Here is a 23,339-nt window from a genome sequence, read left to right on the forward strand (position 1 = left end):
AAGAACGGTAGCTTTCCGAGGCCGCGACGGGTCCGTAATCTTTCACTGTGGGTGGAATCAGAAATTCAGAAGTGGATCAACGATATTTCCTCTTCATCGGCCTCAACAATGCAGTAGACCACTTAATAGACGACAATCACATACACACATGAAAATATGGGGCTATCGAGCCCCATATGTATCCAGACAGCGACTCCTTCGCCACTATTTTATAGGAAAGCGCCATCTTCCCACGAAGTTTTCTCTCGAAGCTTCGTCAACCCTTCCTCGAAGGATTCAGGATATTTGGCCTTGGACTTTAATGCAACCATAATAACGAGGCGCACATGCAGAGAAGCCTCGAAAACCTCGTCCAAAAAAGTCGCAACCGGCCGTGCAGGCAACGTTTCAGCATCCGACCGATAAACCGCACGAAGCCTTATCATCCCATTCCCCTCAACAAACTCGATTTTTGCATCAAGGAGGTGGTCCTGATTAAGCCTATTTACGATTCGAAGTACGTCGGCCTCATCAACACCGTTGGGCACGCGATAAAGGCTGGAGAACACTCTTAGCACAGCTTCGTCATGACTAAAAATGTTCGCCACGAAGGCAGTGGGGGTTGTACCGCCTGCATCGCCGTTCTCGTCGTCCGCAACGCTGAATGCCACGGTAACCATACCTATGCCAGCAGCCTTTGCCTTCTCCGATGGCTCAGGGGCATTAAAAGTAAGGTCCATTTCGCGAAGGACAGCGTGGAGCACGCCTTCATTCGTCAATATGCTTAGCGTTTTCTTAGCGTTTTTCTTGCGCGACATTTTGCCTCTCTGGCAATCGATTAATCAAGATCATTTTATCGTCACCACGATGATACAAGCAGTCAACCGACAATTGACTCGATTCACCATATCGAGCGCTAAAACTTATTTTATTTACGGCCATTCTGCCAGCCTCGGCATTCAACACGGAATTATCAATCACCGAATCAAGAACTGGCTTTACCACCACTCTACCAATCGGAGCACCTTTACAAACTCTCAAGAACTGAACAGCACGTCCACCAACCTCATTCGTGAGTCGAAGCAATCTATCCATTGCTTGGCTTTGCAAAACCTCACCAGATTCATATTTATTGAATGAGTTTACTCCACCACCAAAAATAAATGATGCCTCGCGCTGAGATAAACCAAATTTCTCACGAATATAGGAAATATCATCACCCGCAAGCAATCCATCCTGCTCACGAGCTTTATCGCGCGCTACTAAGAAAGCACTCCGTATTTGGTCGTCGTTATGCTGCCGTTGCGGCGGAGTAACCCAAGTGTGTCGGCACTCGGTGCAATAATTCTTACGAAGGCCCTCCACATCTACATCGAGCCCACGTGTATGCACGGTGTCACTATAAGTCACCTCCATCCAATTTTTTGCACCGCACTTCGAACATTTGTCCGTAGGCGCCGCGAATCGTGTTCTACCGAATGTCATTTCGACCCCGAGAAGTGTAAGGTGACAAGGCCAGCAGCTTCATTGCCATCATCGTCAGTAAATAGTGTCAGCTTAAGCGATAACGTCACACATCCCGCACGAACGTCTCGATACCACTGGCGCTCGGAATCGTGCCAAATGATGCAGTACTGGTCAGCAGTCATGAAGTGTGGTCCTCCTTCCGGGTGAAGCACCTCGCAATTGGGCACCTCCTTCTCCCAGTGGACGTTCATATCGAGCGCCAAGATCATGGCAACGAGCTCAGGCTCGCCCCAATCGAGCTTCCGCATGGTCTTCCAGGCGTACCCTTCATGACTTCGGTTTTCGTCTTCGTTCAGGTACCAGAAATTCCCCTGCCCAAAGTGGGCTTGGTACCGCGGGAGATCGCATTTTGCCATGCAAACGTTACTCTAGTTCACCATCATGGTGACATTTTTCGAATTTTCAAGCAATTTCAGTCGCACCGCTTGAATCGTGCCAGGTCTCATGGCGACATCTTACAGCAACGAAAATTGGGGGTACCGAAAGGGGTATCACTCAACACGAAAAAATATAAAATCGTTATTTATCAATAGCTTGACTATATTTTTTCGCATCCAACTTCCACATGACGATATGTCTGATCACTTCGTTCGCTCCTGTTCGTGTTGGTTCGGCGCTTGGCCGGGGACCCTTGGCAGTCGTGCACATTACGCCCGTTCGCCGGTCGCTTTCGTTCGCTCGGGATCTCGTCCGGTTGGAAAAAGCGGGCATCTTTGAAATCTTCACGGAAGATACCCGCTTTCTCGCCGTATCATTTACCGGCGTCAAGACGCCGACAAGCGAAGGCAGGCGACAAGCCTACCAAACTTACTGACGGCAATGGACTGTGTCTTGACGTGGGTCCGTCAGCTTTGGTCACTGCCGACATGAGTCTGACGAACGGCGCAATGCAACCATCTCCATCACTCCGCCGGCTGCAGCGCGGCAACCTTGTTCCGCCCGGTCGCCTTCGCGTAATACAGTGCCTCATCCGCCGCCTTGATCACGGCATCCGGCTGCCCTTCCTGATCCGGCATCCAGCACGCCAGGCCGATGCTCGCCGTCACACGCCCGTATTCGCTGCCGGCGTGCTCGAGGGCCAACGCATCGATTGCCGCGCGGATCCGCTCGGCAATCTGCGCCGCGCCGGTTTGTGGCGTGTCGGGAAGCAGCACGACGAACTCCTCTCCGCCATAACGCGCCGCCGTATCGGCCGGCCGACGAATATTGTCGCCGATGCACCGCGCGACCGCCGCCAACGCATCGTCCCCGGCCTGATGACCGTACGTGTCGTTGTAAGCCTTGAACCGATCCACATCCACGAACAGCAGCGAGAAAACGGAATGCGCACGTCGCGCGCGACGCCACTCCTGGTCCAGTACCTCGCCAAAGCTGCGGCGATTGCTCAGGCCGGTGAGACCGTCCGTCCGGGCGAGCAGCACGAGTTCCGATTCCGCCCGCATACGGCGCCGTAGCTGCGAACCGAGCAGAAGGGACAGTGCGATGAACGCCACCCCGAACGTCGCGACCAATCCGCCGATCTTGATCGCACGTTGCCGCCATGCGGCGTAAATGTCCTCCTCGGCCTCCGCCACCATGATGATCAGCGGCAGTTTCGGCAAATGCTTGAAGTAGTACAGGCGGCGCACGCCGTCGATCGATGACGTTTCGGAGAAGGCGCCCTCTCGCGCGGTCTGAAACCGCCGGAACGTCGCGGCTTTGCTGATGTCGCGGCCGATGGTATGCACATCGTACGGCTGACGCATCACCATCTTGCCGTCTTCGCCGATGAGCGAAATCGAGCCATGCTTGCCAAGCGAAAGCCCGGCGAAGAGCTGATGGAAATAATCGAGATTGACCGCGATAACGACGATGCCGCCAAACGATCCATCGGGGTTCGAAATCCGCCGCGTGAGCGCGATACTGAGCTTTCCCCCACGCAAACGGGAGACGAACGGGTCACTGATATAGAGTCCGACGTTCGGATTGTCGCGGTGGACCGTGAAGTATCGGCGATCGGAGAAATTACCCTTGCGCGGCTCGTCATAGCCCGAATCCAGAACGATATTGCCGCCTGCATCCATCACGAGCATCGAACCGAGAAATTCCGCGGTCATCGCGTGATCGAACAGCACCGACCGGCGCAGGCCCGGCGAAGCATCCATCACATCGCGGCGCTGCAACCCATGGATGACCGCCTGCAAAGACAGGTCGTACAACTCGATATTGCGTTCGATGTCGCGTTCGGCGATCAGTCCGAGGTTGCGGGACGTTTCCCTTGCCCGCTCCATCGCATCGTCACGGCTCTGCAAGAGTTGCAGCACGCATAGCGCCATGAGCGCGCATGCGATCACGGAAGCAATCGCCACGATGATGTAAGGGGCAGTCTTACGGGGATGCATGGGTCTCCTCACCGCGAATGCGCGCCCCTCGCGTCGAGCGCAGATTGCTCATACTAAATCAGTTGGGCCGATATTCGCGCCCGGCGCGAACGGAAAGGCTCAGCCGCGGGCGATTATAAATATCCAGCGCGAAAAATTGCCCGCTCGTAGCGGGCTTCTGCCTCCGATACACACGTTCGGCGCGCGTCATCGGCCGCGAACGAGCCGCTCGAGCTTCGCGCCGTCTTCGTCGAACTGCTTCAGCCGGCGAAGCGCCGATGGCGACGTCGCGTCGTCGTGCGGGCATACGCAGGAACGCGGATTGCCAGGCGGCCTTCGCGCGCGTTTGCCGCGCATGTCGGCCTGTCACGACACCGACCGACACAATCCGGCGATTCGTTTCCTGTTCGGCATCAATCGCCGGCGCGACAGCGTATTGCCGACCGGTTTTCAACCGATATCCGGAATGCATTAATCCGATCCCATTGAATCGCACATTTTACCGGCGCGACGGGTAATAATTGCGACCGATTTTCAATTCAATATTGGAAAACAAAAACATTATTGACTTCGACTTTCCCGCAAATTTAGAATCGCCTACGACGGCCTACGTATCGTTTTCCTCGCCGCTCCGGATTCGCCACTCACCTGCGCGAAGGTCCTTCGCATCGGCCTTCCCGCCGGGCATCGACGTGCGCCCCTGTCGTTTTCAGCTGTCGGCATTTATCGACCACCCGGTTGTTTTTCAACCCATTTTCCTTTCGAAGAAACGCAATACCTCCATTCATTCCAGTCATTCGCCAAGAATGAATGCAAAGCAGCACCAAACGGACCCAAGATCCACCAATTAGATATCCAGATAAAAAATCGCCAGTCATCAGGAGGGACATCAACATGCATCGCCTTGCGAAGTCGCTGTGTCTCGGGCTCGTCTGCGCCGGCCTGCTGTCGGCCTGCAATGACGACGACGTCCAGTCGACCACCCCGCCGTCGAATACCGCCGCGTTGTCGTTCCGCATGGATACCGGCGGCCAGATCAACGCGTTCTACCGGCAGGACAAGGTCGCCGCGCACCTGCTGGTACGCTCGTCGACGAAGCCGCGCCTGCTCGTGGTCTTCCCCGCCGGCAACAGCGGCACCGGGCTGTGGTTCGACGACACCGCGCAGCCGGTGAACTGGACCCTCGACACGCCGCCGTCCGCGCTGTCGGCCCCGGACGCACACGGCCGCCCGCTGTACGGCATCGGCGCCGACGTGTCGGTCGACACCGCTACGCTGACGATCCGCCAGGGCGTGCTCAGCAACGTGCGCTTCCTGCGCGACTTCAACGGCGGCGCGACGATTCCGCAGCAGATCCTCACCGCGCCGACGGTCCAGGGCGGCACCGCGCAATGGCAACGCGACCGGCTCGACGGCGCGCCCGGCTATGCGCTGCGCATCACGCTGCGCGACGGCGGCAGCATCGCGCCGGCAGCGGGCGGCAAGCTCGTGCTGAACGCGCCGGCGGGCTCGCGCACGCTGAAGCTGCACATCGATGCGCTGTCGGGCGAGACGCCGCTGTCGCCGATCACGCACGCGGACCTGTTCGCTCCGTCCGTGAATCCCGACCCGGTCAGCCAGAACGTGCTCGAATTCCTGAGCTTCAACGACAAGCTGCTGGCGGGCTCGTGGCAGTACGACACGTACTTCGGCCGCGACACGCTGATCTCGGTCCGCATGCTGATGCCCGTGCTCGAACCCGCGGCGATCGAGGCCGGGCTGTCGTCGGTGCTGAGCCGCCTGTCGGCCGACGGCAAGGTCGCGCACGAGGAAGGCATCGGCGAATTCGCGCTGATCGACAACCAGAAGAACGGGCGGCCGAACGACGCGACACCGACCTACGACTACAAGATGATCGACAGCGACTACCTGCTCGCGCCGATCGCGGCCGCGTGGCTGATCGACGATACGCGCGGCCAGGCGCGTGCGGCCGCGTATCTGGCGCAGCGCGGCAGCGACGGGCAAACCAACGGCAGCCGCCTCGTCGTCAATCTGCTGCACGTCGCGACGACCGCGCAGCCGTTCGCGCAGCAGCCGTCGGTCGCGAACCTGATTCACCTGCGGCCCGGCGAAATCGTCGGCAACTGGCGCGACAGTACCGACGGCCTCGGCGGCGGCGTGTACCCGTACGACGTGAACGCAGTGCTCGTACCGGCCGCGCTGCGCGCGGCGAACGCGTTCCTCGCCCGCGGCCTGCTCGATCCGTACCTCGACGCCGGGCAACGCGCGACGCTCGCCAACACGGCGAACGAAGCGGCCACGTGGGAAACGCAGGCGCCGCCGCTGTTCCAGGTCAGCGTGCCGGCCGCGCAGGCGGCCACCGACGTGTCGGCCTATGCGCCGTCCGCCGGGGTGCCGGCCGGCGCCGCGCCCAATGCGCCGCTGGCCTTCTATGCGCTCTCGCTCGACCAGCAGGGCAACCCGATCCCGGTGATGAATTCGGACGGCGGCTTCGCGCTGCTGTTCGGCGCGCCGCCGGACGATCAGCTCCAGCGGATCGTGACCGACGTCACGCGGCCGTTCCCGACCGGCCTCGTGACCGATGCCGGGATGCTGATCGCGAACCCCGCGTATGCGAACCCGTCGCTGTGGCCGAAGTTCACGAGTTCCGCGTATCACGGCACGGTGATCTGGTCGTGGCAGCAGGCGATGTGGGTGGCCGGGCTCGATCGCCAGCTGGCGCGCCAGGACCTGTCGGCCGCGACCCGCACGCTGCTCACGCAGGCGCGGCAGACGATCTGGCAGGTAATCTCGAACGGACGCGACATGCGCACGTCGGAAATGTGGACGTGGTCCTACGTGAACGGCAAGTACCAGACCGACGCATTCGGCACGCGCAGCGCCGATGCGACCGAAGCCAACGCGGCGCAGCTCTGGAGTACGACGTATCTCGCGATCCGCGATCCGCAGCAGCGCGCGGGCAAGTACTGGTGGCAAGCCTCCCAGCCGATGCAGGACGGGCAGCCGAAGCAGGCGACGGCGGTGGCGTCGCGCTAGCGCGCGGCCGGCACCGGCCTGCAAAAGCCCCGGCGGCGCGCCCGCCGCCGGGGTGTCGGTGCCATGCGGATCATCGCGACACCACGCGGTTGCGCCCTTCCCGCTTCGCCTGATAAAGCCGCTCGTCGACCGCCCGCAGCAGCGCATCGACCGTGCCGCCGTCGACGCCGTATTGCGCGACGCCGACGCTGACCGTCACCTGCACGCGCTTGAAGTCCAGCCCGAACGGCGCACTCGCGATCGACGAACGTACGCGCTCGGCCGTCATCCGCGCGCCTTCGAGCGGCATCTCGGGCAAGAGCGCCATGAATTCCTCGCCGCCGACCCGTGCGAGCGCGCCCGCCGGCCGGATCGCCTCGAGGCACTGGCGCACGACGCCGCGCAGCACCTCGTCGCCGATCTGGTGCCCGTAGGCATCGTTGATGTTCTTGAAATTGTCGAGATCGAGCGCGAGCAGGCAGAACGGCGTGCCGTCGCGCTCGGCCCGCACGATTTCGCGCTCGACCTGCGCGATGAACTGCCGGCGGTTCGACGCGCCCGTCATCGGGTCGGTCGCGGCCATGTACTCGAGCTTCTGGTTCGTACGCCGCAGCTCCTGCAGCGCGCTTTCGGTGCGCGCCATCGATTCCGACAGCCGGCTCATCAGGTCTTCCTGGCTGTAGATCGCCGAGAACGAGCGCGTCGTCTGCAGCGCCTGCACGACACCGTAGCTCAGCAGGAAGAACCCGCCCGCGAAGATCGCGTGCGCGAGCCACCACATGTGATTCCACGGCTTGCCGAGGATGAACGCGAGCGACGACAGCGCGAACGCCATGATCGACACGCCGTAGATCACCATCAGCGGCGAGCGGATCCGTCGTGCGAGCAGCAGGCACACGTTCAGCAGCGAGAACACCAGCGCGCCGCCTTCCATCGACAGCCGCGTGCCGAGCGCGCCCGCGACCGGCGAATACGCGATGTACGCGACGGCCACGTTGACGAGCAGGAAGAACACGATCCACGGCAGCCACGTGCGCACGCTCGTGCGCTTGTCGAGCCGGTCGGGCGGCCGCGAATACGACAGCAGCCCCGTGAGCAGCAGCGCCGACATCACGAACCGCGACGCGGGCCCGTACAGCAGGAACAGCCAGATATTGTGGTGCGCCATCCCGGTGAACGCGCCGTGCAGCGCGTAGATCATCGCGAAGCCGAGAAAGCCGAGCGTCAGCCAGCGCAGCAGCGGCTCGCCGGACGACCGGTAACACACCCACGTCACGTAGGTGACGAACGCGCCTTCGATCGTCGCCGCCGCGATCGCGATTTCATGGAAGGCGTGGTTCTCGAACACGACGCTCCGGTCGCTGAAGAACCACAGATAGGCAATCAGATAGGCCGGCAACAACGCGAATCCGACCAGCAGGCATTTCGCGTAGAGCCTGGCGGCCGCGCTGACGACGCGCGGCGGTTCCCCGGCTGCATAGGTCGTACTCATTCGGTCCCCGGTCGGTCTGCTGCGTTGGCTGGAATCTTCCCGGGACGGATCGCGCCCCCACGCGCGATCTGGCCCATCATGCCGAAAGGCAAATGTCAGAGCAAGTATAGGAGGGGTAATTCGTTTGACAAGTCAGGGGAAACGGCATTGCCGGGTGCATGCCTTTTGTTTCTCCATCATTGCGAATGGCGCATCGGTCGCGCCGATTCGCTGCGGCGGGGTGCGGTGGCGCCGAAGCGCGACCGCGGCCGCCGCCGGTCAAAGATCAGAGGATTTCAAACAGGCCGGCCGCGCCCTGCCCGCCGCCGATGCACATCGTGACGACCACGTACTTCACGCCGCGCCGCTTGCCCTCGATCAGCGCATGGCCGGTCAGGCGCGCGCCCGACACGCCGTACGGATGGCCGACCGCGATCGCGCCGCCGTTCACGTTCAGGCGGTCCTCAGGAATCCCGAGCGTGTCGCGGCAGTACAGCACCTGCACCGCGAACGCCTCGTTCAGTTCCCACAGGCCGATGTCGTCGACTGTCAGCCCGGCCTGCTTCAGCAGCTTGGGCACAGCGAACACCGGGCCGATGCCCATTTCGTCCGGCTCGCAGCCAGCCACCGCGAAGCCGCGGAACGCGCCCAGCGGCTGCAGCCCTTCGCGCTGCGCGGCCTTGGCGCTCATCACGACGCATGCCGACGCGCCATCCGAGAACTGGCTCGCATTGCCCGCGGTGATCACGCCGCCCGGCACGGCCGAACGGATCTTCGACACGCCTTCGAGCGTCGTGTCGGGGCGGATGCCTTCGTCGACCGAGACCGTCACTTCCTGCGTGAACAGGCGGCCCGTCGCCTTGTCGGCGATGCCCGCGAGCACGGTGATCGGCACGATCTCGTCGCGAAAACGCCCGGCTTCCTGCGCGGCCGCGGCCCGCAGTTGCGACTGCACGCCGTACGCGTCCTGGCGCTCCTTCGAGATCCCGTAGCGCTTCGCGACGTTCTCGGCGGTCTGCAGCATGTTCCAGTAGATCTCGGGCTTGTGCTGGACGAGCCAGCCTTCCTGGACCATGTGCCGGTTCATCTCGTTCTGCACGCACGAGATCGACTCGACGCCGCCGGCCACGTAGATCTCGCCTTCGCCCGCGATGATCCGCTGCGCGGCCAGCGCGATGGTCTGCAGCCCGGACGAACAGAAACGGTTCACCGTCATCCCCGGCACGCTCACCGGCAACCCGGCGCGCAGCGCGATCTGCCGCGCGATGTTCGCGCCGGTCGCGCCTTCGGGGTTCGCGCAGCCCATGATCACGTCCTCGACGCGCGCCGGATCGAGCTTCGCGCGCTCGAGCGCGGCCGCGACCACGTGGCCGCCGAGCGTCGCGCCGTGCGTCATGTTGAAGGCGCCGCGCCAGGATTTCGCGAGCGGCGTGCGGGCGGTCGATACGATTACGGCTTCGGTCATGCGAGTCTCCTTCGGTCCTGCTTCATGTTGGGGTCTGCGCTACGCCGCCGGGCGCGCGCTGGCGGACGTCGCATGCACGACGCCCGCTGCCTGCATCTGCTGCCATGCGTGCGCGAGCGACCCGTTCAGGTCGATCGCGCGGCACGCATCGTTGATCACCGCGGCTTCGAAACCGGCCGCGCGCGCATCGAGCGCCGACCACGCGACGCAATAGTCGGTCGCGAGCCCGCAGCACCACACGCGCTTCGCGCCGAGTTCGCGCAGATAGCCCGCGAGCCCCGTGCGCGTCGTGCGGTCGGCTTCGACGAACGCGGAATAGCTGTCGACCTGCGCGTCGCCCCCCTTGCGGATCACGAGCCGCGCATGCGGGATGTCGAGGTCGCGATGCAGCGCCGCGCCGTCGGTGTCCTGCACGCAGTGCACGGGCCACAGCACCTGCTCGCCGTACGGCAGCGCGAGCGTCGAGAACGGCTCGCGGCCCGGATGGTTCGCCGCGAACGACACGTGCTCGCGCGGGTGCCAGTCCTGCGTGAGCACGACCTGGTCGAAGCGTTGCGCGAGCGCGTTGATCACGGGCACGACCGCATCGCCGTCGGGCACCGCGAGCGCGCCGCCCGGCATGAAGTCGTATTGCACGTCGATCACGAGCAGGACGTCGTCGGTGCGTTTCATTGCGTGTCTCCAGACAGGATCGGTCGCGCCGCGATGCGGCGGCGTCAGCCGTTGAACCCGCGGCCGGCCTTCGCCCGTTCCGCGATCGACGGCGCGAGCTGCCATGCGTCACCGTTCGGCGCGGCCGCATAGCGGCGAATCGCGCGCTCGACGTTGTAGAGGCCGACCATGTCCGCGTACAGCATCGGGCCGCCGCGCCACAGCGGGAAGCCATACCCGGTCAGGTAGACCATGTCGATATCGGACGCCTTCGACGCGATCTTCTCTTCGAGGATCTTCGCGCCTTCGTTGACGAGCGCGAACACCAGCCGCTCGACGATCTCGTCGTCGCCGATCTTGCGCCGCTCGACGCCGCGCTCCTTCGAGTACGCGACGATCATCTCGTCGACGAGCGACGACGGCTTCGCCTTGCGGTCGCCCGGCACGTAGTCGTACCAGCCGGCGCCCGTCTTCTGGCCGAAGCGGCCCTGTTCGCACAGGCGGTCGGCGATCTTCGAATAGTGCAGATCGGGCTGCTCGACGTAACGGCGCTTGCGGATCGCCCAGCCGATGTCGTTGCCGGCGAGGTCGCTCATCCGGAACGGCCCCATCGCGAAGCCGAACTTCTCGATCGCGCGATCGACCTGCGCGGGCAGCGCGCCTTCCTCGAGCATGAACAGCGCCTGGCGGATGTACTGCTCGATCATCCGGTTGCCGATGAAGCCGTCGCACACGCCCGACACGACCGCCGTCTTGCGGATCTTCTTCGCCACCGCCATCACGGTCGCGAGCACATCCTTCGCGGTCTGCGCGCCGCGCACGACCTCGAGCAGCTTCATCACGTTCGCCGGGCTGAAGAAGTGCATGCCGACGACGTCCTGCGGGCGCTTCGTGAACGCCGCGATCTTGTCGACGTCGAGCGTCGACGTGTTCGACGCGAGGATCGCGCCCGGCTTCGCGACTTCGTCGAGCTTCTTGAACACCTGCTCCTTCACGCCGAGTTCCTCGAACACCGCTTCGACGATCAGGTCGGCGTCCTTCAGGTCGTCGTAGGACAGCGTCGGCGTGATCAGCGCGATGCGTGCGTCGAGCTTCTCCTGCGTGAGCTTGCCCTTCTTCACCTGCGCGTCGTAGTTCTTGCGGATCGTCGCGAGGCCGCGCTCGAGCGCATCCTGCTTCGTCTCGAGCAGCGTGACCGGCAGCCCCGCGTTGATGAAGTTCATCGCGATCCCGCCGCCCATCGTGCCCGCGCCGATCACGCCGACCCGGCGGATCTCGCGCAGCGGCGTATCGGCCGGCACGTCGGGAATCTTGCTCGCCGCCCGTTCGCCGAAGAACGCATGGCGCAGCGCGCGGCTTTCCGGCGTCATCATCAGCGCGACGAAACCCTCGCGCTCGGCGATGCTGCCTTTGTCGAAGCCGTTCAGCACGCCGGCCTCGATCGCGTCGATGCACTTGTGCGGCGCGGGGAAATTCGGCGCGGCGGCCCGCGCGGAATTGCGCGCGAACTGGATGAAGCCCGCCGCGTTCTCGTGGACGATCTTGCGATCGCGGACGCGCGGATGCGGGCCGTTCTGCGCGCCGACCTTGCGCGCGAACGCGACGGCCGCGTCGAGCAAGTCGCCGTCGGCCATTTCGTCGAACAGCCCGCTCGTCGCGAGTTGCTCCGACGGCACCGGCGCGCCCGACACGATCATGTTCAGCGCGGTTTCGAGGCCGACCGCGCGCGGCAGGCGTTGCGTGCCGCCCGCGCCCGGCAGCAGCCCGAGCTTCACTTCGGGCAGTGCGACCTGCGCGCCGGGCGCGGCGATGCGGTAGTGCGCGCCGAGCGCAAGCTCCAGCCCGCCGCCCATCACGACGCTGTGCAGCGCCGCGACGACCGGCTTCGCGCTTGCCTCCACCGCGCGGATCACGGTGTGCAGCGTCGGCTCCTGCAGCGCCTTCGGCGTATTGAATTCGGTGATGTCGGCGCCACCCGAGAACGCGCGACCCGCGCCGGTCAGCACGATGGCCGTGACCGACGGCTCCTGCGCGGCGCGATCGAGCGCGTCCATGACGCCCTGGCGGGTCGACAGGCCGAGCCCGTTGACGGGCGGATTGTTGAGCGTGATGACGGCCACGCCGTCGCGAGTCGAGTAATCCACTGCCATCTGCCTGCCTCCATGCATCGCGCGCCGGATTGGCTGCGCTTCATTGTGCGCGGTCGAACGGCCGCATGTCCGAATGAACGCAGGCAGCATACAACGAAAAAGCACGGTCGTTCAATTTGAATTTCGCTCCCGATCCGGGGACGGATCGGGGGATCGCATCGGGACCGAATCGCGGGCCGGCGGCGGCCCGGACGCGAAGGCTTACGGCGCGCACACCGCCGTCGGCAACACGTAATCGCGGAACGTCTCGCGCAGCTTCAGCTTCTGCAGCTTGCCGGTCGCGGTGTGCGGCAGCGATTCGACGAACACGACGTCGTCGGGAATCCACCATTTCGCGACCTTGCCCTCGTAGAACGCGAGCAGCGCGTCGCGGCTCAGGTTCGCGCCTTCGCGCGGCACCACGACGAGCAGCGGCCGCTCGGTCCATTTCGGGTGCGCGCACGCGATGCACGCGGCTTCGGCCACCCCGGGATGCGCGATCGCGACGTTCTCGATGTCGATCGAGCTGATCCACTCGCCGCCCGACTTGATCACGTCCTTGCTGCGGTCGGTAATCTGCAGGAAGCCGTCGGGGTCGATCGTCGCGACGTCGCCGGTCGGGAACCAGCCGTCCGCCAGCGGCGACGCATCGCCGCGAAAGTAGTGGTCGATCACCCACGGCCCGCGCACCTGCAGTTCGCCGAACGCGACGCCGTCCCACGGCAGCTCGCGGCCGTCGTCGCCGACGATCCGCATGTCGACGCCGCAGATCACGCGCCCCTGCTTCTCGAGCAGCCGGCGCTGCGCGTCGAGCGGCCGCTGCGACTGCGCCCAGTTGAGCTTCGCGAGCGTGCCGAGCGGCGACAGTTCGGTCATTCCCCATGCATGGATCACGCGCACGCCGTATTCGTCCTCGAACGTGCGCAGCATCGCGGGCGGGCACGCGGAGCCGCCGATCACCGTGCGGTTCAGCGTCGAGAAACGCACGCCGGCCTCGCGCATGTAGTTCAGCAGGCCGAGCCACACGGTCGGCACGCCTGCGGAAAACGTCACGCGCTCGGCCTCCATCAGCTCGTACAGCGATTTCCCGTCGAGATCCTTGCCGGGCAGCACCAGCTTGCCGCCGGTGAGCGGCACCGCGTACGGCAGCCCCCATGCGTTGACGTGGAACATCGGCACGACGGGCAGCACGGCGTCCATCGCGGACAGGTTCATCGCGTCGGGCAGCGCGGCGCCGTATGCATGCAGCACGGTCGAGCGATGCGAATACAGCACGCCCTTCGGGTTGCCGGTCGTGCCCGACGTGTAGCAGAGCCCCGATGCCTGCTGCTCGTCGAGGCGCGGCCAGTCGTAGCGGCCGTCCTCGGCTTCGACGAGCGTTTCGTAGCAGAGGAACGGCGTCGCGCCGGACGGCAGGTGCGCGGCGTCCGTCATCGCGATCCAGCCCTTCACGTGCGGGCATTGCGGCGCGATCGCATCGACGAGCGGCGCGAAATTGATGTCGAAGAAGACGTAGCGGTCTTCCGCGTGATTGACGATGTACGCGATCTGTTCGGGAAACAGGCGCGGGTTGATCGTATGGCACACGGCGCCCATCCCGCCGATCCCGTAATACGCTTCCAGATGCCGGTAGCCGTTCCACGCCAGCGTGCCCACGCGGTCGCCGGTTGCGACGCCGAGCCGCGCGAGCGCCTGCGCCAGTTGCTTCGCGCGGCGTTCGCAATCGCGATACGTGTAGCGATGCAGGTCGCCTTCGACGCGCTTCGACACGATTTCCGTGTCGCCCGCATGCCGCGCGGCATGCGCGATCAGCGACGACACCAGCAGCGGCACATCCATCATCTGGCCCAGCAACGGCTTACCCATCGTCTTGTTCTCCGTGAGGATGCGAATCGGTGACCCGCCTGGCGGCCGTTTCCATCCGGAAGCAGCCCGCATGCGCGCCCGTCAGCGGCCCGGACGGGCGTGGCGCACGATGCGCGGGCCGCCATGCGGGCGGCGCGACGCCGCCTTACAATATCGGCTTACCCAGAGGCGCTCAACATGTCGTTTTCCCGAAGCGCAGCCGATGCGGCTGACACTCTCCCCGACCTCGCCGCGACGCTCGGCGCGCCCGCCGAACGCGCGTTCGTCACGCTCGGCGACGCGTTTCATACGCGGCTGCCGGCCGCGCCGCTGGCCGCGCCGTACGTCGTCGGCTTTTCCGACGAAGTCGCGCAGCTGCTCGACCTGCCGCCCGCAATCGCCGCGCAGCCCGGCTTCGCCGAGCTGTTCGCCGGCAACCCGACGCGCGACTGGCCTGCGCACGCGATGCCGTACGCGTCGGTCTATTCCGGCCATCAGTTCGGCGTGTGGGCCGGCCAGCTCGGCGACGGCCGCGCGCTGACGATCGGCGAGTTGCCCGGCGCCGACGGCCGGCGCTACGAACTGCAGCTCAAGGGCGGCGGCCGCACGCCGTATTCGCGGATGGGCGACGGCCGCGCGGTGCTGCGCTCGTCGATCCGCGAATTCCTGTGCTCGGAAGCGATGCATCACCTCGGCATCCCGACCACGCGCGCGCTGACGGTGATCGGCTCCGACCAGCCGGTGGTGCGCGAGGAGATCGAGACGGCGGCCGTCGTCACGCGCGTGTCGGAAAGCTTCGTGCGCTTCGGCCACTTCGAGCACTTCTTCTCGAACGATCGCCCCGACCTGCTGCGCCAGCTGGCCGATCACGTGATCGACCGCTTCTATCCGGCCTGCCGCGACGCGGACGATCCGTACCTCGCGCTGCTCGAGGCCGCGACGCTGCGCACGGCCGACCTCGTCGCGCAATGGCAGGCGGTCGGCTTCTGCCACGGCGTGATGAACACCGACAACATGTCGATCCTCGGCGTGACGATCGACTACGGTCCGTTCGGCTTCGTCGATGCATTCGACGCGAACTACATCTGCAACCACTCGGACACCAACGGCCGCTATGCGTACCGGATGCAGCCGCGCATCGCGCACTGGAACTGCTATTGCCTCGCGCAGGCGCTGCTGCCGCTGATCGGGCTGCAGCACGGCATCGCCGACGACGACGCGCGCGCCGAGCGCGCGGTGGACGACGCCCAGGCCGTGCTCGCGAAGTTTCCGGAGCGCTTCGGCCCCGCGCTCGAACGCGCGATGCGCGCGAAGCTCGGCCTCGAACTCGAACGCGACGGCGACGCCGAGCTCGCGAACAAGCTGCTCGAGACGATGCATGCGAGCCACGCGGATTTCACGCTGACGTTCCGCCGGCTCGCGCAGATCTCGAAGCACGACGCGAGCCGCGACGCGCCCGTGCGCGACCTCTTCATCGACCGTGAAGCATTCGACGCATGGGCGAACCTCTACCGCGCGCGGCTGTCCGAGGAAACGCGCGACGACGCGGCTCGCGCGGTTGCAATGAACCGCGCGAACCCCAAATACGTGCTTCGCAACCATCTGGCCGAAGTTGCGATCCGGCGCGCGAAGGAAAAGGATTTTTCGGAAGTCGAGCGGCTCGCGCGGATCCTGCGTCGCCCGTTCGACGAACAACCGGAGCATGAAGCGTACGCGGCGTTGCCGCCCGACTGGGCCGGCACGCTCGAAGTGAGCTGCTCGTCCTGAGCCCGCAACCCGCGCATCTCGACCGACCGATCAGGAGAACCCCCATGTCCCACGATTCCGACGACAAGACCTTCCCGTACCAGAAGGACGACGCCGAGCTGCGCCGCCGGCTCACGCCGATGCAGTACGAGGTCACGCAGCACGCGGCGACCGAGCGCGCGTTCACCGGCGAATACACCGACACCGAGGATGCCGGCATCTACAAGTGCGTCGTCTGCAGCACGCCGCTGTTCGAATCCGGCGCCAAGTTCCATTCGGGCTGCGGCTGGCCCAGCTACTTCAAGCCGCTCAACGGCGAGGTGATCGACGAGAAGGTCGACTACTCGCACGGGATGGTGCGCGTCGAGGTGCGCTGCAACCACTGCGGCGCGCATCTGGGCCACGTGTTCGAGGACGGCCCGCGCGACCAGACCGGTTTGCGGTACTGCATCAATTCGGCTGCGTTAAACTTCGAGTCCCGACCCGAAAACGAATGAGCGGCGCCGGGCGGATCTGCCGGGCGGCCAGCCGCGGGCCGGCCGCCCTGCTCCGCGACGGCGATGCCTGGCGGGTCCCTACAACGGTGACAGGCCGCACATGCGGCCTGTCACGCAGCTGCGAGCGCCATGAAATTCCTGTTCGATCTGTTTCCGATCATCCTGTTTTTTGTCGCCTTCAAGGTCTGGGGCATCTTTACCGCCACCGCCGTCGCGATCGTCGCGACGCTGGCCCAGGTCGCCTGGGTCGCCTTCCGGCACCGGAAGGTCGACACGATGCTGTGGGTCAGCCTCGGCGTGATCGTCGTGTTCGGCGGCGCCACCCTCGTCCTGCATGACGAGAAATTCATTCAATGGAAACCGACTGTGCTGTACTGGCTGTTTGCGATCGGGTTGCTCGCCGCGCGTTATGCGTTCAGCAAGAACCTGATCGAGAAGATGATGGGCAAGCAGCTCACGCTGCCGCACCCCGTGTGGGACAAGCTGAACGCCGCCTGGGCGCTGTTCTTCGCGGTGCTCGGCGTCGCGAACCTGTACGTGGTGCACAACTTCACCGAATCGCAATGGGTGAACTTCAAGCTGTTCGGTACGACGGGCGCGATGGTCGTGTTCATCATCCTGCAGAGCCTGTGGCTCACGAAATACCTGAAGGACGAGTGACATGAGCGACGCCTTTCTCCACGCCTCCGCCGACGAACGCATCGCGCTGATCGAAGCGCGCCTCACCGCGTCGCTCGCGCCGCTGTCGCTCACCGTGCGCGACGACAGCGCGCAGCACGCGGGCCATGCGGGCGCGGCCGCCGGCGGCCATTTCACGGTCACGATCGTCTCGTCCGCGTTCGCGGGCAAGCCGCGCGTCGCGCGGCACCGGCTGGTGTATGATGCGCTCGCTGATGCGATGCAGCGCGGCATTCACGCGCTCGCGATCGTGGCTTACACGCCCGAAGAATTCAACGAATCTTCAATCTAGTCTCATTAGGAATTCCCGATGATCCTGAAATCCCCCCGCCTGTGGGTCGCGGCGGCTGCTTTTGCAGCGGCACCGGCATTTGCCCAGAACATCGCCGTCGTCAACGGCACGCCGATTCCGAAATCGCGCGCCGACGCGATGGTCGCGCAGCTCGTCCAGCAAGGCCAGACCGACGGTCCGCAACTGCAGCAGGCCGTGCGCCAGGAACTCGTGAACCGCGAAATCCTGATGCAGGAAGCGATTCGCGAAGGCATCCCGAACCGTCCGGACGTGAAGGCGCAAGTCGCCGTCGCGCAGCAGACCGTCGTGCTGCGCTCGATGATCGAGAGCTTCCTGAAGAAGAACCAGCCGACCGACGCCGAAGTGAAGGCGCGCTACGACGAACTCGTCAAGGGCGTGGGCGGCAACCGCGAGTACCACCTGCACCACATCCTCGTCGAGAGCGAGCAGCAGGCGAAGGACCTGATCGCGAAGATCAAGGGCGGCGCGAAGTTCGAGGATCTCGCGAAGCAATACTCGAAGGATCCGGGTTCGGGCAAGAACGGCGGCGATCTCGACTGGTCCGACCCGAAGGCGTACGTGCCGGAATTCGCGGCGGCCGCGCAGAAGCTGCAGAAAGGCCAGATGACCGACGCGCCGGTGAAGACGCAGTTCGGCTGGCACATCATCCGCGTCGACGACATCCGCGACATCGCGCCGCCGCCGTTCGACCAGGTGAAGGCGCAGATCGCGCAGCAGCTCGTGCAGCAGAAGCTGCAGGCGTTCGAGGAAGGTCTGCGCCAGCAGGCGAAGATCCAGTAACGCCGGCGCGTCGTACGCGCATCGACAAGCCGCTCTTCGGAGCGGCTTTTTCTTTTGGCGCGCACGAAACAGATATACCGCGACGCGATGGTGCGCGGCGCGCCGTGCAATAAAAAACCGCTCCGGAGAGCGGCTTTTCCACGCCAGGTGTCGCCCGCCCGCGGCATGCGCTACGCGGCGGGATGGAACACGTCGTGATAACGCACGTCGCCTGACGGCAGCGTTGCGGATTCATCGAACGACAGCGCGAGAAAATACTCGGCCGGCACGCCCGGAAACACGATGTCGCCGTGCGGTTCGAACCCGAAACGCGTGTAATACGCGGGCTCGCCGAGCACCACGCAGCCGCGCGCGCCGAGCCGACGCAACGCGTCGAGCCCCGTGCGCACGAGCCCGGCGCCGATGCTCTGCCGCTGGCAATCGGGCCGCACCGCGAGCGGCGCGAGCCCGTACCACTGCTGGCTGCCGGCCGGCTCGCCGCCGATCGCGACCGGCGAGAACGCGACGTGCCCGACGATACGTCCGTCGCACTCCGCGACGAGCGATACGCTCAGCGCACCGTCCGCACGCAGCGTGTCGACGATGCGCTGCTCGAACGCCCCGCCTTGCGGCTCGCCCGCGAACGCCGCGCGGATCACGCGGCCAATCGCGTCGGCCTCGCTCGCCCGCGCGTCACGCAGCGTGACGACCTCGACCGATGCGTTGGGGTCGAACATCATCCCGATCAGCCGATCCAGCGGCGCGCGTTGCGGAACACACGCAGCCACGGGCTCGCTTCACCCCAGCCTTCCGGGTGCCAGCTCATCGTGACCGTGCGATGCACGCGCTCCATGTGCGGCATCAGCACCGAGAAGCGGCCGTCGGCCGTCGTCACCGACGTGATGCCGGCCGGCGACCCGTTCGGGTTGAACGGATAGCGCTCGGTCGCTTCGCCGCGGTGGTCGACGTAACGCATCGCGACCGCGACGCGATCGATGTCGCCCTGCTGCGAGAAGTCCGCATAGCCTTCGCCGTGCGCGACCGCGACCGGAATCCGCGAGCCTTCCATCCCCGCGAAGAAGATCGACGGCGACTTCTCCACTTCGACGAACGAGAAGCGCGCCTCGAACTGCTCGGACTTGTTGCGCGTGAACTTCGGCCACGCTTCCGCCCCGGGGATCATCGACGCGATGCTCGACAGCATCTGGCAGCCGTTGCAGATACCGAGTGCGAACGTATCGGGACGCGCGAAGAACGCCGAGAACATGTCGGCGAGATTCGCGTTGAAGCGGATCGTCTTCGCCCAGCCCTCTCCCGCGCCCAGCACGTCGCCGTACGAGAAACCGCCGCATGCGACCGCGCCCGCGAAATCGGCCAGCGACGCGCGGCCCGCGAGCAGGTCGCTCATGTGCACGTCGTGTGCATCGAAGCCGGCGCGGTCGAACGCGTAAGCCGTTTCCAGATGCGAGTTCACGCCCTGCTCGCGCAGGATCGCGACGCGCGGCCGTGCGCCCGTCGCGATGAACGGCGCGGCGATGTCGTCGGCCGGGTCGAACGTCAGCACCGGCGAGATGCCCGGGTCGGCCGCGTCGAGCAGCGCGTCGTATTCGGCATCCGCGCAGGCCGGGTTGTCGCGCAGGCGCGCGATGCGCCAGCTCACTTCGCTCCATGCGCGATGCAGTTCGGCGCGCGGCGCGTCGAAGATCTTCTTCGCGTCGCGGTACACCTCGATCACGTCGCGATCGTTGACCGAGCCGATCACGTGCGAGCACGTCGACAAGCCGAACTCGCGCAGCGCGCCGAGCACCGCGTCGCGGTCGGACGCGCGCACCTGCACGACGGCGCCGAGCTCTTCGGAGAACAGCGCGCGCAGCGTGCGGTCGTCGCGCAGGCCGCTCGTCTGCTTCGCCCAGTCCTTCGCGTCGCCGTAGTCGGATTCGTGGTTCGGGTCGAGCGTCAGCATGTCGACGTTCAGCGACACGCCCGCATGGCCCGCGAACGCCATTTCGCATACCGTCGCCCACAGGCCGCCGTCCGAGCGGTCGTGGTACGCGAGCAGCTTGTCTTGCGCATTGAGCGACTGGATCGCGTTGAAGAAGCGCTTCAGGTCTTCCGCGTCGTCGACGTCCGGCGTCGTGTCGCCGACCTGCTGCGTGACCTGCGCGAAGATGCTGCCGCCCATGCGGTTCTTGCCGCGGCCGAGATCGATCGCGATCAGCACCGTGTCGCCCGCGTCGGCCACGCGGCGCAGTTGCGGCGTGAGATGACGGCGCACGTCCTCGACCGGCGCGAACGCCGAGATGATCAACGACACCGGCGACACGACTTCCTTCGCGACGCCCTGCTCATCCCACTTCGTCTTCATCGACAGCGAGTCCTTGCCGACCGGGATGCCGATCCCGAGCGCCGGGCACAGCTCCATGCCGATCGCCTTGACCGTGTCGAACAGCGCGGCGTCCTCGCCGGCCGTGCCGCACGCGGCCATCCAGTTCGCCGACAGCTTCAGCTTGTCGAGCGACGCGATCGGCGCGCTCGCGATGTTCGTGATCGCTTCGCCGACGGCCATGCGACCCGACGCCGGCGCGTCGATCACCGCGAGCGGCGTGCGCTCGGCCATCGTCATCGCCTCGCCCTTGAAACCGGCATAGTCGAGCGCGGTGATCGCGCAGTCGGCCACCGGCACCTGCCACGGGCCGACCATCTGGTCGCGCACCGACGTACCGCCGACCGAACGGTCGCCGATCGTGATCAGGAACGACTTGCTGCCGACCGTCGGGTGCTTCAGCACGTCGAGCGCGACGGCCGACAGCGCGATGCCCGTCACGTCGACCGGCGCACGCTCGGTCGTCACACGCGCGACGTCGCGGTGCATGCGCGGCGGCTTGCCGAGCAGCACTTCCATCGGCATGTCGACCGGGTATTCGTCCGCGCCCGTCGCTTCGTCGTCGACGAGCTTCAGCTCGCGTTCGTCGGTCGCGACACCGACTACCGCGAACGGGCAGCGCTCGCGCGCGCAGATCGCCTCGAAGCGCGGCAGGTCGGCCGGCGCGATCGCCAGCACGTAGCGCTCCTGCGCTTCGTTCGACCAGATTTCGCGCGGCGACAGGCCCGATTCCTCGAGCGCGACCTTGCGCAGTTCGAAGCGCGCGCCCTTGCCCGCGCCGTCGACGATTTCGGGGAACGCGTTCGACAGACCGCCCGCGCCGACGTCGTGGATGCTCAGGATCGGGTTTTCCGCGCCGAGTTGCCAGCAGCCGTTGATCACTTCCTGCGCGCGACGCTCGATTTCCGGGTTGCCGCGCTGCACCGAGTCGAAGTCGAGTTCGGCGGTGTTCGCGCCGGTCGCCATCGAGCTCGCGGCGCCGCCGCCCATGCCGATCCGCATGCCGGGGCCGCCGATCTGGATCAGCAGCGAGCCGGCCGGCACGTCGTGCTTGTGCGTGTGCTGATCCGCGATGTTGCCGAGGCCGCCCGCGATCATGATCGGCTTGTGATAGCCGTGCACCGTGCCGCCGACGTTCTGCTCGTACACGCGGAAGTAGCCGCCGAGGTTCGGGCGGCCGAATTCGTTGTTGAACGCGGCGCCGCCCAGCGGGCCATCGATCATGATCTGCAGCGGCGACGCGATGCGGTCCGGACGGCCGTACGGGCCGTGCACTTCGTTCGGATTGCGCTCGGCGACCGGCTGCGCGGCGTCGCGCGCGTTTTCCCACGGCTGGCGCGCATCGGGCAGGTCGAGGTTCGACACGGTGAAGCCCGTGAGGCCGGCCTTCGGACGCGCGCCGCGGCCCGTCGCGCCTTCGTCGCGGATCTCGCCGCCCGCGCCGGTCGCCGCCCCCGGGAACGGCGAGATCGCCGTCGGATGGTTGTGCGTCTCGACCTTCATCAGCGTGTGCGTGAGTTCGGTGTGGCGGCCGTAGCGCTCGCCCGGCTCGCCGGCCGCACCGGCCTTGCGCGGGAACCAGCGCTCGGCTTCGGCGCCGACCATGATCGACGAGTTGTCCGAATACGCGACGATCGTGCCCTGCGGGCTCAGCTTCTCGGTGTTGCGGATCATCGCGAACAGCGACATGTCCTGCGCTTCGCCGTCGATCGTCCACTGCGCGTTGAAGATCTTGTGGCGGCAGTGTTCGCTGTTGGCCTGCGCGAACATCATCAGTTCGACGTCGGTCGGGTTGCGTTCGAGCTTGCGGAACGCGTCGACCAGATAGTCGATCTCGTCGTCGGCGAGCGCGAGGCCCAGCTCGACGTTCGCGCGCTCCAGCGCGCCGCGGCCGACGCCCAATACGTCGACGGTCGACAGCGGCTTGGCCGGCAGTTCGTCGAACAGGTGTTTCGCATCGTCGCGCGCCGCGACCACGCTTTCGGTCATCCGGTCATGCAGCGCGGCCGCGACGGCCGCGCGCGCGTCGTCTGACAGCGCCTTCTTGCCGCCGAGCAGGCCCGACTTCAGCGTGACCGTGAATTCGACGCCGCGCTCGATGCGGCGCACCTGCGTGAGGCCGCAGTGCTGCGCGATGTCGGTCGCCTTGCTCGCCCACGGCGAAACCGTGCCGAAGCGCGGCAGCACGATGAAGGTCTCGGTCGCGCCCTTCTCGCCCGCCGGCTGGAACGGCGCGCCGTAGTGCATCAGCGCATCGATGCGCGCGCTGTCGTCGGCCGACAGCGGCTCGGCCGCATTGACGAAGTGCAGGAACTGGCCGCGCACCGCGACGATGTTGGCGTCGATTTGCCTGAGCGTGTCGAGCAGACGGGTTTGACGGAAATCGGAGAGGGCCGAAGCGCCGGGAAAACACGAGAAGTGAGCCATGGGCTGGACTGACGTCGATGAGTCGCGCGGGGTGGCGACGTGGGGCGAAAGGAAGGCCGTAATTATACCCGGAAGTCGGCCGCCCAAGACCGGC

At 65.5% G+C, this 23,339-nt stretch carries 18 protein-coding genes; 6 read left to right on the forward strand and 12 right to left on the reverse strand.

Annotated features, from left to right (window positions below; genetic code table 11):
- Positions 1-209 precede the first annotated feature (209 nt).
- From GJG85_RS10015 to GJG85_RS10035, 5 genes are all read right to left on the reverse strand, one after another.
- Positions 210-797, reverse strand: a complete 588-nt coding sequence (locus GJG85_RS10015; protein WP_143328878.1) for a hypothetical protein — start codon at positions 795-797, stop codon at positions 210-212.
- Entirely contained in the window at positions 775-1,395 is a 621-nt protein-coding gene (locus GJG85_RS10020) for a type II TA system antitoxin MqsA family protein (protein WP_179233135.1), read from the reverse strand. Before GJG85_RS10020 ends, GJG85_RS10015 begins: the two co-directional genes overlap by 23 nt.
- Before the next feature lie 65 nt (positions 1,396-1,460).
- Positions 1,461-1,754, reverse strand: coding sequence for a hypothetical protein (locus tag GJG85_RS10025; RefSeq protein WP_143328879.1), 294 nt, complete (start codon positions 1,752-1,754; stop codon positions 1,461-1,463).
- Between the two features lie 654 nt (positions 1,755-2,408).
- A complete protein-coding gene (locus GJG85_RS10030; RefSeq protein ID WP_050013263.1) occupies positions 2,409-3,887 on the reverse strand; it encodes a sensor domain-containing diguanylate cyclase in 1,479 nt (492 codons plus the stop codon).
- Between the two features lie 58 nt (positions 3,888-3,945).
- The gene (locus tag GJG85_RS10035; protein WP_143328881.1) at positions 3,946-4,338 is read right to left on the reverse strand and encodes a hypothetical protein; all 393 of its coding nucleotides are present in this window, start codon (positions 4,336-4,338) and stop codon (positions 3,946-3,948) included.
- A 422-nt stretch (positions 4,339-4,760) separates the two neighbouring features.
- Here GJG85_RS10035 and GJG85_RS10040 point away from each other — a divergent pair, with 422 nt between their 5' ends.
- Positions 4,761-6,902, forward strand: coding sequence for a hypothetical protein (locus GJG85_RS10040; protein WP_050013264.1), 2,142 nt, complete (start codon positions 4,761-4,763; stop codon positions 6,900-6,902).
- A 70-nt stretch (positions 6,903-6,972) separates the two neighbouring features.
- On the opposite strand, the gene GJG85_RS10045 is transcribed toward GJG85_RS10040, so the two are convergent.
- The 5 genes from GJG85_RS10045 to GJG85_RS10065 form a co-directional block, all read right to left on the reverse strand.
- The gene (locus tag GJG85_RS10045; RefSeq protein WP_050013265.1) at positions 6,973-8,373 is read right to left on the reverse strand and encodes a sensor domain-containing diguanylate cyclase; all 1,401 of its coding nucleotides are present in this window, start codon (positions 8,371-8,373) and stop codon (positions 6,973-6,975) included.
- A gap of 265 nt (positions 8,374-8,638) precedes the next feature.
- Positions 8,639-9,817 (reverse strand): acetyl-CoA C-acyltransferase, encoded by a 1,179-nt coding sequence (locus tag GJG85_RS10050; protein WP_050013266.1) that lies wholly within the window; start codon positions 9,815-9,817, stop codon positions 8,639-8,641.
- A 39-nt stretch (positions 9,818-9,856) separates the two neighbouring features.
- Positions 9,857-10,489, reverse strand: a complete 633-nt coding sequence (pncA, locus tag GJG85_RS10055) for a bifunctional nicotinamidase/pyrazinamidase (protein ID WP_050013267.1) — start codon at positions 10,487-10,489, stop codon at positions 9,857-9,859.
- Positions 10,490-10,533: 44 nt separating this feature from the next.
- Positions 10,534-12,618 (reverse strand): 3-hydroxyacyl-CoA dehydrogenase NAD-binding domain-containing protein, encoded by a 2,085-nt coding sequence (locus tag GJG85_RS10060; RefSeq protein ID WP_124630780.1) that lies wholly within the window; start codon positions 12,616-12,618, stop codon positions 10,534-10,536.
- Between the two features lie 201 nt (positions 12,619-12,819).
- Complete coding sequence (locus GJG85_RS10065) at positions 12,820-14,463, reverse strand: 3-(methylthio)propionyl-CoA ligase (RefSeq protein ID WP_050013269.1); 1,644 nt, start codon at positions 14,461-14,463, stop codon at positions 12,820-12,822.
- Between the two features lie 177 nt (positions 14,464-14,640).
- On the opposite strand from GJG85_RS10065, the gene GJG85_RS10070 reads away from it, so the two are divergent.
- The 5 genes from GJG85_RS10070 to GJG85_RS10090 all read left to right on the forward strand — a co-directional run bounded on the left by GJG85_RS10070 (position 14,641) and on the right by GJG85_RS10090 (position 18,456).
- Positions 14,641-16,209, forward strand: coding sequence for a YdiU family protein (locus GJG85_RS10070; RefSeq protein WP_204383286.1), 1,569 nt, complete (start codon positions 14,641-14,643; stop codon positions 16,207-16,209).
- A 44-nt stretch (positions 16,210-16,253) separates the two neighbouring features.
- Positions 16,254-16,685 carry a peptide-methionine (R)-S-oxide reductase MsrB gene (gene msrB / locus GJG85_RS10075; protein ID WP_050013271.1) on the forward strand — a complete coding sequence of 144 codons (432 nt, stop codon included), beginning with the start codon at positions 16,254-16,256 and terminating at the stop codon, positions 16,683-16,685.
- A gap of 129 nt (positions 16,686-16,814) precedes the next feature.
- Complete coding sequence (locus GJG85_RS10080; protein WP_050013272.1) at positions 16,815-17,345, forward strand: septation protein A; 531 nt, start codon at positions 16,815-16,817, stop codon at positions 17,343-17,345.
- Between the two features lies 1 nt (position 17,346).
- On the forward strand, positions 17,347-17,655 hold the full coding sequence (locus GJG85_RS10085; RefSeq protein ID WP_050013273.1) for a BolA family protein: 309 nt from the start codon (positions 17,347-17,349) through the stop codon (positions 17,653-17,655).
- Between the two features lie 18 nt (positions 17,656-17,673).
- Positions 17,674-18,456, forward strand: coding sequence for a peptidylprolyl isomerase (locus GJG85_RS10090; RefSeq protein ID WP_050013274.1), 783 nt, complete (start codon positions 17,674-17,676; stop codon positions 18,454-18,456).
- 170 nt (positions 18,457-18,626) lie between these two features.
- Here GJG85_RS10090 and GJG85_RS10095 read toward each other — a convergent pair whose 3' ends face one another.
- The gene (locus GJG85_RS10095; protein ID WP_050013335.1) at positions 18,627-19,175 is read right to left on the reverse strand and encodes an N-acetyltransferase; all 549 of its coding nucleotides are present in this window, start codon (positions 19,173-19,175) and stop codon (positions 18,627-18,629) included.
- Between the two features lie 5 nt (positions 19,176-19,180).
- Complete coding sequence (gene purL / locus GJG85_RS10100) at positions 19,181-23,245, reverse strand: phosphoribosylformylglycinamidine synthase (protein ID WP_204383287.1); 4,065 nt, start codon at positions 23,243-23,245, stop codon at positions 19,181-19,183.
- Positions 23,246-23,339: the final 94 nt, after the last annotated feature.

The organism is Burkholderia sp. MS389 (assembly GCF_016899425.1).
In the GTDB taxonomy this organism is placed as follows: Bacteria; Pseudomonadota; Gammaproteobacteria; order Burkholderiales; family Burkholderiaceae; genus Burkholderia; species Burkholderia sola.

Bases quoted from the DNA above. Each gene is read 5' to 3' on its own strand.
- GJG85_RS10015 (WP_143328878.1), bottom strand. From the start codon at position 797: ATGTCGCGCAAGAAAAACGCTAAGAAAACGCTAAGCATATTGACGAAT.
- GJG85_RS10020 (WP_179233135.1), bottom strand. From the start codon at position 1,395: ATGGAGGTGACTTATAGTGACACCGTGCATACACGTGGGCTCGATGTA.
- GJG85_RS10025 (WP_143328879.1), bottom strand. From the start codon at position 1,754: ATGCGGAAGCTCGATTGGGGCGAGCCTGAGCTCGTTGCCATGATCTTG.
- GJG85_RS10030 (WP_050013263.1), bottom strand. From the start codon at position 3,887: ATGCATCCCCGTAAGACTGCCCCTTACATCATCGTGGCGATTGCTTCC.
- GJG85_RS10035 (WP_143328881.1), bottom strand. From the start codon at position 4,338: ATGCATTCCGGATATCGGTTGAAAACCGGTCGGCAATACGCTGTCGCG.
- GJG85_RS10040 (WP_050013264.1), top strand. From the start codon at position 4,761: ATGCATCGCCTTGCGAAGTCGCTGTGTCTCGGGCTCGTCTGCGCCGGC.
- GJG85_RS10045 (WP_050013265.1), bottom strand. From the start codon at position 8,373: ATGAGTACGACCTATGCAGCCGGGGAACCGCCGCGCGTCGTCAGCGCG.
- GJG85_RS10050 (WP_050013266.1), bottom strand. From the start codon at position 9,817: ATGACCGAAGCCGTAATCGTATCGACCGCCCGCACGCCGCTCGCGAAA.
- pncA (WP_050013267.1), bottom strand. From the start codon at position 10,489: ATGAAACGCACCGACGACGTCCTGCTCGTGATCGACGTGCAATACGAC.
- GJG85_RS10060 (WP_124630780.1), bottom strand. From the start codon at position 12,618: ATGGCAGTGGATTACTCGACTCGCGACGGCGTGGCCGTCATCACGCTC.
- GJG85_RS10065 (WP_050013269.1), bottom strand. From the start codon at position 14,463: ATGGGTAAGCCGTTGCTGGGCCAGATGATGGATGTGCCGCTGCTGGTG.
- GJG85_RS10070 (WP_204383286.1), top strand. From the start codon at position 14,641: ATGTCGTTTTCCCGAAGCGCAGCCGATGCGGCTGACACTCTCCCCGAC.
- msrB (WP_050013271.1), top strand. From the start codon at position 16,254: ATGTCCCACGATTCCGACGACAAGACCTTCCCGTACCAGAAGGACGAC.
- GJG85_RS10080 (WP_050013272.1), top strand. From the start codon at position 16,815: ATGAAATTCCTGTTCGATCTGTTTCCGATCATCCTGTTTTTTGTCGCC.
- GJG85_RS10085 (WP_050013273.1), top strand. From the start codon at position 17,347: ATGAGCGACGCCTTTCTCCACGCCTCCGCCGACGAACGCATCGCGCTG.
- GJG85_RS10090 (WP_050013274.1), top strand. From the start codon at position 17,674: ATGATCCTGAAATCCCCCCGCCTGTGGGTCGCGGCGGCTGCTTTTGCA.
- GJG85_RS10095 (WP_050013335.1), bottom strand. From the start codon at position 19,175: ATGATGTTCGACCCCAACGCATCGGTCGAGGTCGTCACGCTGCGTGAC.
- purL (WP_204383287.1), bottom strand. From the start codon at position 23,245: ATGGCTCACTTCTCGTGTTTTCCCGGCGCTTCGGCCCTCTCCGATTTC.